The organism is Bacteroides timonensis (assembly GCF_000513195.1).
Classification (GTDB): domain Bacteria; phylum Bacteroidota; class Bacteroidia; order Bacteroidales; family Bacteroidaceae; genus Bacteroides; species Bacteroides timonensis.
In genome coordinates, this window is sequence record NZ_CBVI010000039.1 from 88,147 (window position 1) to 98,437 (window position 10,291).

Below are 10,291 nucleotides of genomic sequence, written 5' to 3' on the forward strand. Positions count from 1 at the left end.
TATGAAAACACTCAAGACTGCTTTATTAATACTTGCTTGCCAGGGCATCATAACAGGGACTTTCAGCACAAACCGTCAGTGGAAAACTGGTAGATGAGAAGAATGAGCCGCTACCCTATGCCAATGTGGTATTATTGTCACTCCCCGATTCCACCTTTGTGACAGGGACGACGAGCGGAGAAGACGGGACGTTCAACCTAAGTGTAACAGCGGAGCATCAAATAGTACGTATTTCCTCCATAGGATATACCACTATATATAGACCGGTGAGTTCTGCCAATATAGGTACTATACAATTGACATCGGATACCCAGCTATTAAATGAAGTGACCATAAAGGCCGATCTACCTAAGATACGGCTGAAAGGTGATGCGATGGTGACTACGGTTACAGGTAGTGTATTGGAAAAGTCAGGGACGGGAAATGACTTACTCGACAAGATACCGGGTGTTTCGGCTGAGGACGGTGCGGTAAACGTATTCGGACAAGGCGCAGCCGAAATCTACATTAATGGAAGAAAGGTGAGAAACTCCTCGGAACTGGATCAACTCTCTTCTGACAATGTGAAGAGCGTGGAGGTGGTACGTAATCCGGGAGCACGCTATGATGCTTCCGTGAAAGCTGTTGTCCGCATCATCACAAAAAAATGCAAGGCGAGGGCTTTGGTTTTGACAACCGCTTTGTGACGCGACACCGACGCACGTATGGTTGGAACATTTACGACCAGTTCAACTTCAACTATCGGAAAAATGGTTTCGATCTTTCCGGGACTTTGTTTGGTAGCAAATTCCGGGGTGGAAACAATCAGCAGATAACCTTGGACACCCATCTGGATAAGTTCTGGCAGCAAAAGATGGATGCTATATACGCCAAAACAAAGCGCAGTAACATAGAAGGTGCACTTGCTATGAATTATCAGTTCAGTGAAAAGCACTCTATGGGAGTTCGCTACGATGTAGACCGCTACATGTCCACTTATGGAGATTGGCGATATCTTACACAAGTGTTTTGCGACGGACAACTTTACGAGAATAGTTTCAGCCGGATGATTATCTACGACCCTTCTACCCGCCACAACCTGAACTATTATTACAACGGACAGGTAGGTAGTTGGAACATTGATTTTAATGCTGACGGGCTATGGAATCCCACCAAGGAAACGCAGCAGACAACGGAAATCATCAATGAGCGCGACGAAAACCACATCAATACCTTCAATGAGAACAAGGGGGACGCTTTATGCTACCAAGCTGATGCTTTCACATCCGTTGTGGCAAGGCAGCTTGTCGTTTGGGGGGAATACTCGCACACGAAACGTACCAATCTCTATCTTAATCCGGAAGGTATCCTTGCCGATGACTTCCCATTGGCACCGCTATACCTATCAGACAGGAAACCCTTTTCCGACTCCCACAATCACCCAAAACGTATTATTGGCAACCTCTTACGAATGGCTGAATTTCTCCATAGGATATAGCCATGTGAAAGATGACATGATGCAGATGTCGGAGACTTACTCGGAGGGGAATCCTACTATTTCGTTATTGAAAATAGTAAATACTGAGGCTTATGACCGATTGACGACATCGCTGACTTTGTCACCGACCATCGGGTTGTGGAAACCACAGTTCACTGCGGAGTTGTACAAGCAGTGGTTTTCTATGAAAGGTTACAATGGCATGCTTTCGCTGGACAAACCTGCCGCTACCTTTGTGTGGCGCAACAATTTCTCGTTGCCTGCCGGGATATTGTTTGATGTGAATGCTGTTTATATGACTTGCGGACACAATCAAAACTTTTATCAGCGGAAGGATGCGTGTAATATCTCTTTAGCTTTGTACAAGACATTTTTCAATAATCGGCTGAGCATACAGTTCCAAGCTAATAATTTATTGGAAACGAATGATGCGGACGCGATCATATATAGTGGCATACGCACTATGAGCGATTATATATCCAGTTTCCGGCAAGTGACTTTCACTTTGCGCTACAAGTTTAATGCAACAAAGAGTAAATACAAAGGGACTGGTGCGGGAGATAGTCAGAAAAGTCGGATGTAGTAACTTTCCATATATACCCCCATTCGCACGGCTCTTTCATTTAAAGGATAATGACTATCTTTATTCTAAAGACTTACAATCATGGATAAAGAACAAGCTATAACTCTTGCTAAACGCTATAAAGAAATGGTAGCCGAGAAGTTACCATTAAAAGCTCTCTATCTTTATGGTTCATACAGTAAAGGAAATTATAGAGAGGACAGCGATATAGATATTGCTGTGGTAGTAGAGCATCTGAACGAAAACTATTTTGAGGACACCCCTCTATTGTGGAAACTTAGACGTAAGATAAGTAACCTTATAGAACCAGTTTTGCTTACAGAAGATATGAATAACCCCCTTTATTGTGACATTACAAAAACAGGGATTTTAATATAATAAGTAGGGTGTCCAGTTTGATGTTCCGGTTTTTACTTCAAAAAGAGTTAAAAACGTATCAAACTGGACATTCTATCTATTGAAACAGATACCTGTACTTATCAGAACAAGCTCCACGCAACCGTCAGTCCGGCCATCACGATAGCTACCATACTCATCAGCTTGATAAGGATATTCAAACTCGGACCGGAAGTATCCTTGAACGGATCCCCTACCGTATCACCTACCACAGTGGCTTTATGCACTTCGCTACCCTTACCGCCGAAGTTTCCTTCTTCCACATATTTCTTTGCATTATCCCATGCACCTCCCGCATTCGCCATAAAGATGGCAAGAACGAAACCGCTACTCAATCCACCGATCAGCAAGCCCAGCACACCGGGAACACCAAAAATAAGTCCCGTAGCAATCGGAGCTAAAATGGCTATCAGCGAAGGAACTACCATTTCACGTTGCGCCCCCTTTGTGGAGATAGCTACACAACGTTCGTAATCCGGTTCTGTCTCACCGGTAAGTATTCCTTTGATTTCACGGAACTGGCGGCGTACCTCATCCACCATATGACCGGCAGCACGGCCAACAGCGTTCATTGTCAATCCGCAGAAAAGGAATGCCATCATACTACCCAGGAACATACCTGAAAGAACCTTCGGGTTCATCAATGTCACATCATAATGATGCATGAAGTCGAAGAAAGTGGCATCCTGAAGCGCCACGGCATCCCCATGAGGAAGCGTTAAATCAGTGGTTCCCAAACGAGTCAGTCCGATACGGATTTCTTCAATATAAGAGGCAAGCAGGGCAAGTCCCGTAAGTGCAGCCGAACCAATGGCAAACCCCTTTCCGGTAGCGGCAGTAGTATTACCCAAAGAGTCGAGAGCATCCGTACGCTTACGTACTTCCGCACCCAGACCGGACATCTCAGCATTACCGCCGGCATTATCAGCAATAGGGCCGTAAGCATCTGTAGCAAGAGTGATACCCAAAGTGGAAAGCATACCTACAGCAGCAATACCGATACCGTAAAGTCCCATACCTACATTATTGAAATCAAATCCTGATGCAAACAGGTAGGAAGCGATGATACCTATTACCACGGCAATCACCGGAATAGCAGTAGAAAGCATACCCAAACCGATACCGGAGATAATTACCGTAGCCGGGCCGGTCTTTCCGCTTTCGCTCAACTTCTGGGTAGGACGATAGGATTGTGAGGTATAGTATTCCGTAGAACGTCCGATGATGATGCCAACTACCAGACCGACTATAACGGCACAAGATATCCACATCCAGTTATCAAGTTTCAATAGCCAAAGAATAAAGAAAGTAGCCACAACAATCAGCACTGAACTCAGGTTCGTACCGAAAGCCAACGAAGCGAGCAGGTCTTTCATCTTCGCATTCTCCTTGGTACGTACTGCGAAGATACCGATAATAGAAAGAAGGATACCTACGGCAGCAATCAGCATCGGAGCTATAACAGCTTTGAACTGCATGGCCGTATCTCCTGTATGAATAAAAGCGGCAGCACCCAGAGCGGCAGTTGCCAGAATGGAGCCGCAATAGCTTTCATAGAGGTCGGCACCCATACCAGCTACATCGCCTACGTTGTCACCTACATTATCGGCAATCGTTGCAGGGTTACGAGGGTCATCTTCGGGAATACCGGCCTCAACCTTACCTACCAGGTCGGCGCCTACATCGGCAGCTTTCGTATAAATACCTCCACCTACACGGGCAAAGAGCGCTTGTGTGGAAGCACCCATTCCGAAAGTAAGCATGGTGGTAGTGATAATACAGAGTTTATGAGTCGGAGTCAGAACATCTTCCGGAATAACCGCATTCAGTAACAGATACCAGAAAGAGATGTCAAGCAATCCCAAACCCACTACGACCAGTCCCATTACCGCACCGCTACGGAAAGCAACACGCAATCCCGCATTTAGTGAGCTACGGGCAGCATTTGCTGTGCGTGCCGAAGCATACGTTGCCGTCTTCATACCGAGGAATCCGGAAAGTCCGGAGAAGAAACCGCCCGTCAGGAAAGCAATCGGTACCCAACGATTCTGTACATCGAAACCGTATGCCATAATAGCGAAAAGGATCACAAGTCCCAGAAATACCCAGCCAACTATCTTATACTGTTGTTTCAGATAAGACATCGCGCCTTTACGCACAGCGGCGGCAATCTTTATCATTTGCGGAGTACCCTCACTCTCTTTCATCATTTGCTTATGGAAATAGTAAGCAAAGCAGAGAGCTAAAACGGAAGCGGCCGGAATCAGCCAGAAAAGCAAACTGTCCATGGTGTTATTCGTATTAAAAGGTTGATTGAAAGCCTAAAAGTATTGATTTGAAACGAAATAAGCAAAGGAATAAAAGAAAAATCAACTCATTCTATTAAATTTGCAGGCGAAAACCGTACCCGATTGAGCACCCATGTTGTAGTATAAGTAAAATCAATAAAAACAAAGGAATAATGAAACGCACAGATTTTACTTTTAGAAAGGCATGGATGATATACACAGTATATTTTCTTCTACTCTTTACCCCAACCGCAAATGCACAGCAAACAGCCAGCCTGGTCAGCCTGGAACTAAAAAACGAAAAGCTGTCTGCCGCACTGAAACAGATAGAGAAGATGGGCGGCAAGAATATCCTTTTTGCCTATGAAGAGACGGAGAATTATCACGTAACAGCAAGTATCCGTAAACAGACGCAAGGCGAAGCCATCCGTACAGTACTGAAAGGAAAACCTTTCAACTGTATCGAACGTACCGATTACTTCGTGATTCAGCGGAAGGGAAAAGATGGCAAGACTACCCAAGTACGCGGAACCATATACGGAGACCGAGATGAACCGTTAGCGTATGCCAACGTCATCCTGCTGGCAGCAGCTGATTCCGCCTTTATCACAGGATGCGTCACAGCGGAAGACGGTAGCTTTATCCTACCCGGCAACAATGAAAAAAATCATTTGCTGAAAGTAACCTACATAGGCTATCAGTCCTTGACGCTTCCTTGCCAGCCGGAAAATGACATTCACCTGCAACCAGACGCACAAATACTGAAAGAAGTGACCGTCACCGCCTCCCACCCGCTGGTGGAACGCAAGAATGGCGCTTTCGTTGCCAACGTAGCAGGGACACCGCTTTCTATGCTGGGCTCTGCAAGCGATATGATCGGTCACCTCCCTTTTGTCACCGGCTCGGACGGTAACTATACCGTTATCGGACGAGGCAAACCGGACATCTATATCAATGGCCGGAAAGTACGCGACACCTCAGAACTAAACCAACTTCAGGCTAACGAAATACTCTCCGCTGAAATTGTAACCACGCCCGGAGCACGTTATTCCTCCAGCGTGTCATCCGTTATCCGGCTACGTACCATCCGCAAGCGCGGGCAAGGTTTAAGTGCCAATGCCTACGCAGACTATACTCAGGGACACTCGGCAAAAGGCAAACAAGGTGCCTCACTAAATTATCGTACCGGCGGACTGGACATCTTTATCAAAGGGCACTTCAATGAGTCGGACACATACTCCACCAGTCATACCCAACTGCAACTGAACACTTCCTCCGAATGGAAAAGCATATCTGACAACGTCAATCGTGCACATGATGCAAACTTCAATGGCGAAGTAGGTTTCAACTACGAACCGGATGACCATCAGTCTTTCGGTATACGCTATGTACCCAAAACCGGACTGGGCGATCAGGAGCTTTATTCGCAAGGTGAAACCGTGATGCTGCGGGACGGAGAAGAGGTAGATCGTCTCACATCCGACTCACACGGTCGCAAGCACACCAACTGGAATCATACCGTGAATGGCTATTATAACGGTACTTTCGGAAAATGGAACATCGACTTCAATGCCGACTACCTCTACGGTCGCTCCGGAGGTGGGCAGAAGGTGGACAACAATGGTGAAACCGATGCCTCATCCGACAGTGAAGTAAAAAACCGCCTGTATGCCGCTAAACTGGTGATTACGGCACCGCTCGGGCAAGGCAAACTCTCTTTCGGTACTGAAGAAACTTTCACCGAGCGCCACGACATCTTCAAGCAAAGCGGTTTCTCCAATGATGCCGATAACCGCATCAAACAGTCCATCGCCTCTGCCTTTGTCGATTATTCCATAGAATTGGGACAGTTCGACATCATGGCAGGATTACGCTATGAATATCAAAAGACGGATTATTACGAATCAGATATCTATAAAGAAGAGAAAAGTCCAGCTTATCATGACCTGATTCCCGTAGCGGGCATTTTCTACAAAAAGGACGACTGGAATATCGGCCTGTCTTATCGCATGAAAAAGCATAATCCCAGCTACAGTATGCTGTCCAGTACCATCAGTTACCAAAGCAAGTACCAATACCACAACGGAAATCCTGAACTGGAACCACAAAAGCATAACCTCTTCTCATTGGAAGGGGGCTGGAAATGGATCAATGCCAGTTTGTACTTCAACCACGTACGAAACATGTACACCACTTATGCCAAACCCTATGATGACGCAAAGCACCCCGGCGTAGTATTGTGGACAATGGCAAGCATCCCCAACTCCTATGCATACGGAGGCGCCTTGGTACTCTCCCCAAAGTTCGGCTGGTGGCAACCGCAATTTACGGCCAGCCTGTCCTGGTTCCAGTCCAACGCCCGTTCACTGAATATTCAGCCCCTTTGGAATGAGGCGCAACCGGATTTCATTCTGAATAACAGTTTTACATTGCCTCGTGGCTGGTTTTTCAATATAAAAGGAAGACTGGCATTTGGTGCAAAGCAAAGCTATGGCATCAAAAAAACAGAAGGAACTGTAGATGCGCAACTTACCAAATCTTTCCTGAAAGACCGCGCGTTGCGCGTCTCGCTGGTAGCGAATGATATATTTCGTACAGGTACCTATCACTTTCGTGTATATGGCGACCGCACCTACAACGAGTTTGAAAACTATTCCGACAAACAACGTTTCGGCATACGCCTCAACTATCAGTTCAATGCCACCAAGAATAAATATAAAGGTAAAGGTGCCGGAGAAAGTGAAAAAGGACGTCTTTAAATTCCGTTTACCCCAAAGGATGATTCTGTTTACCTCAAATGATAACTCCGTTTACACGCCGAGGTAAAGGTCGTTACATACCGAGGTAAAGAGCATTACAATAAGGGGTAAAGGTCGTTACATACGGCGGTAAAGGCTTTTACCGTGCGATGTAAATGGTTTGTAAATGCAGCACACTGATTGCAAGAACACTAACCATTCCAGCATCTCTCTTTCCCAATATGTACAATGCCCTTCCCACAACGGTACAACGACAGTTTAAGGAGATTGATAAAGGAAATAAAGGATAATCCTTACCTTTGCAGACCCAAAAAGAATCAGAAAATGTCCTTGTTTCATAAAAAAGACACAAAAAGAGAAGTTTTCGGACAGATGTTCACGGAGCTATATCCCCGTCTGGTGCGCTACGCCACCCAACTATTGGGCGACGGAGAAGAAGCCCGTGATATTGTGGGTAGTGTGATGGAGCAGGCGTGGAAACAATTCGAAAAGCTGGAACCGGAAAACCGGGGAGCCTGGCTTTACACTGCCGCACGTAATGCCTGCCTTAACCGTCTGAAGCATCTGCAAGTAGAAGCCACCAACCTGGAAGCATTGCGCGAAGCCACCCGCATGGATGTAGCGACCGACTACCGGGAACATGAGCGACTACTGCAACAGGCGGAAAGCATCGCCCGCAACCTACCGGAACCGACCTGCACGGTATTGCGGCTCTGCTATTATGAACATAAAACCTATCGGGAAGTAGCCGAACAACTTGGCATCAGTCCCGACACCGTAAAGAAACATATATCCAAAGCTTTGCGTACCTTGCGCGAAGCAATGACCCTGAAAGGAGGAAACCGATGATGGAAGAGAAAAAAGAAAATGATTTCAAGATGGATACTGAAGACCTCAGATTACTGAATGCCTTCGGAGAAGCGCTCGGAGACTTGCCTTCGGAAGAAGAGACCCGTGCGGCATGGAATGCTTTTGCCTCCCGGCAAGACGCCCGAAAGCGCAGACGCATCATACAGATGTGGACTTCCGGCATTGCAGTTGCCATCGTAGTGCTGGCAGCGCTTATCGTGCCCCGCATTATCAGCGAAGACACAATACAAGATATTGAAATCTTTGCGGCCTTGGATGTTCCCAAAGCAATCATCACCTCGGAGAGCAATGGCAGGATTACTCTTTCAACTCCCCCAGCCACTACCACGCAAATCACTCTGGACGATGGTACACAGGTTACACTCAGTGCCAATTCCCGCCTGGAATATCCTAAACTGTTCCCCACAGAGGGGACCCGTGAAGTCCATCTGACAGGAGAAGCACGTTTCGAAGTGGCAAAAGATAGTGCACGTCCTTTCATTGTTTCTTCCGGTAAGATACAGACACAGGTATTGGGTACGGTATTCGATGTAAATGCCTATCCGGGAAAAGTAGCGGCAGTTACTTTATTTCAGGGGCGCGTCCGCGTCAGCGACGAGAAACAAACACGGCAGAAAGACATATTGCCCGGACAGCAAGCTATATTGTCTGAAGATAACGGCTTCACCATATCCGAAGCACAACTCACCGCAACGGAAGGATGGACCAAAGGAGAGTTCAGCTTCGATGATGCCGAACTGGCGGAGATTATGAAGTCTGTAGGCACATGGTATAACACCAGTATCATCTTTCATTCGCCCGACTTGCTGAAACAACGCATTCATTTCCGCTTCCCGCGAACAACTTCTTTGGAAGAAGTAGTGCAAGCGCTCAATGATCTGGGAATAGCCAAACTGGAACAAAAAAAGGGAAAAGTAATCATCAGCGATTATTCTCCCAAGCATTGACAAGCTGGGGAAGAGCTTTCCGGCTCTTCCCCCTGTATTTATTATTCTACTGTCACAGCCGTACCGCAAGCGGTTACCATCAGCATACTGCTGCTTCCACCTACAGTTTCATAGTCCAAATCCACGCCAATCACAGCATTGGCTCCGAGTGCTCTGGCGTGTTCCTGCATTTCACGCAGGGCGATATCTTTCGCTTCGTGCAGCACTTCCTCATAAGAGCCGCTACGTCCGCCCACTACATCGCGGATGCTGGCAAAAAAGTCACGGAATACATTGGCACCGATAATCGTCTCGCCTGAAACGATACCGTAATAGCGGGTGATACGTCCACCCTCGATAGTTGGTGTTGTTGTTACTAACATAATCTTTCTCTATTTATTTAAGTTATTTGCACCCTATTAGACGCACGAACAGGGCGAAAAGTTGCAGTGCCGAGAGCTTTTATACCTCTTCATTATAATAAAAAAACAAAAAAGAGAGGACCTATATATGAGCAAAGTCAGCATTTATCTATCTTTGTGCCGAAGAAATGAAAACAAAGCATTTTATATTTAAAATAATGATGTATCTGGTCGTAGTGCTTTTTGCTCTGCAACCAGAAGATTATAATTCCTTTTCCGAGAACGAACCTCCCTTTCTTTGCATCGAACAAAATGAGCATCATTCGCCTGAAGAGTTTAATGATGAAGCTGTTATCTCACGTACACTTTCTTTAAGCCGTGCGCGTAAGTTCTGTGCAGAGACTACGACTACTTATACTTTCTCTACTGAGAACACTAATCTATATCAATATAGTGACGGCAGCCAACCGTACAACCTCAGGAGCATATATTCACCCGAACGCTCCCTACTTTGTATATACCGGCTTTAGCACAAGTCCTTCTATTACCGTATTTTTATATTCTATCCGGGACGAATCATACATTCGTTCCGCTATGTCTAATTAATAAACTTATATATGGGACTTGTTA

General features: G+C 46.1%; 10 protein-coding genes. 8 read left to right on the top strand and 2 right to left on the bottom strand.

Annotated features, from left to right (window positions below):
- Positions 1-125 precede the first annotated feature (125 nt).
- From BN161_RS30455 to BN161_RS09330, 4 genes are all read left to right on the top strand, one after another.
- Positions 126-686, top strand: coding sequence for a TonB-dependent receptor plug domain-containing protein (locus tag BN161_RS30455; protein ID WP_244436453.1), 561 nt, complete (start codon positions 126-128; stop codon positions 684-686).
- Entirely contained in the window at positions 647-1,477 is an 831-nt protein-coding gene (locus tag BN161_RS30460; RefSeq protein WP_244436454.1) for a hypothetical protein, read from the top strand. Before BN161_RS30455 ends, BN161_RS30460 begins: the two co-directional genes overlap by 40 nt.
- Positions 1,416-2,060: an outer membrane beta-barrel protein gene (locus BN161_RS30465; RefSeq protein ID WP_244436457.1), complete on the top strand. Its 645-nt coding sequence runs from the start codon at positions 1,416-1,418 to the stop codon at positions 2,058-2,060. Before BN161_RS30460 ends, BN161_RS30465 begins: the two co-directional genes overlap by 62 nt.
- An 81-nt stretch (positions 2,061-2,141) precedes the next feature.
- Positions 2,142-2,438: a nucleotidyltransferase domain-containing protein gene (locus tag BN161_RS09330; protein WP_044265223.1), complete on the top strand. Its 297-nt coding sequence runs from the start codon at positions 2,142-2,144 to the stop codon at positions 2,436-2,438.
- 101 nt (positions 2,439-2,539) lie between these two features.
- On the opposite strand, the gene BN161_RS09335 is transcribed toward BN161_RS09330, so the two are convergent.
- Positions 2,540-4,744 carry a sodium-translocating pyrophosphatase gene (locus BN161_RS09335; protein WP_044265226.1) on the bottom strand — a complete coding sequence of 735 codons (2,205 nt, stop codon included), beginning with the start codon at positions 4,742-4,744 and terminating at the stop codon, positions 2,540-2,542.
- A 173-nt stretch (positions 4,745-4,917) separates the two neighbouring features.
- Here BN161_RS09335 and BN161_RS09340 point away from each other — a divergent pair, with 173 nt between their 5' ends.
- The 3 genes from BN161_RS09340 (at position 4,918) to BN161_RS09350 (ending at position 9,320) form a co-directional block, all read left to right on the top strand.
- A complete protein-coding gene (locus tag BN161_RS09340) occupies positions 4,918-7,503 on the top strand; it encodes an outer membrane beta-barrel family protein (RefSeq protein ID WP_044265229.1) in 2,586 nt (861 codons plus the stop codon).
- Between the two features lie 324 nt (positions 7,504-7,827).
- Positions 7,828-8,352, top strand: a complete 525-nt coding sequence (locus BN161_RS09345) for an RNA polymerase sigma-70 factor (RefSeq protein WP_007210903.1) — start codon at positions 7,828-7,830, stop codon at positions 8,350-8,352.
- Positions 8,349-9,320 (top strand): FecR family protein, encoded by a 972-nt coding sequence (locus BN161_RS09350; protein ID WP_052356218.1) that lies wholly within the window; start codon positions 8,349-8,351, stop codon positions 9,318-9,320. Before BN161_RS09345 ends, BN161_RS09350 begins: the two co-directional genes overlap by 4 nt.
- A gap of 41 nt (positions 9,321-9,361) precedes the next feature.
- Here the strand turns inward: BN161_RS09350 and BN161_RS09355 are convergent, their stop codons facing one another.
- On the bottom strand, positions 9,362-9,682 hold the full coding sequence (locus BN161_RS09355; protein WP_044265231.1) for a heavy metal-binding domain-containing protein: 321 nt from the start codon (positions 9,680-9,682) through the stop codon (positions 9,362-9,364).
- A gap of 167 nt (positions 9,683-9,849) precedes the next feature.
- On the opposite strand from BN161_RS09355, the gene BN161_RS09360 reads away from it, so the two are divergent.
- A complete protein-coding gene (locus BN161_RS09360) occupies positions 9,850-10,191 on the top strand; it encodes a hypothetical protein (RefSeq protein ID WP_244436455.1) in 342 nt (113 codons plus the stop codon).
- Positions 10,192-10,291: the final 100 nt, after the last annotated feature.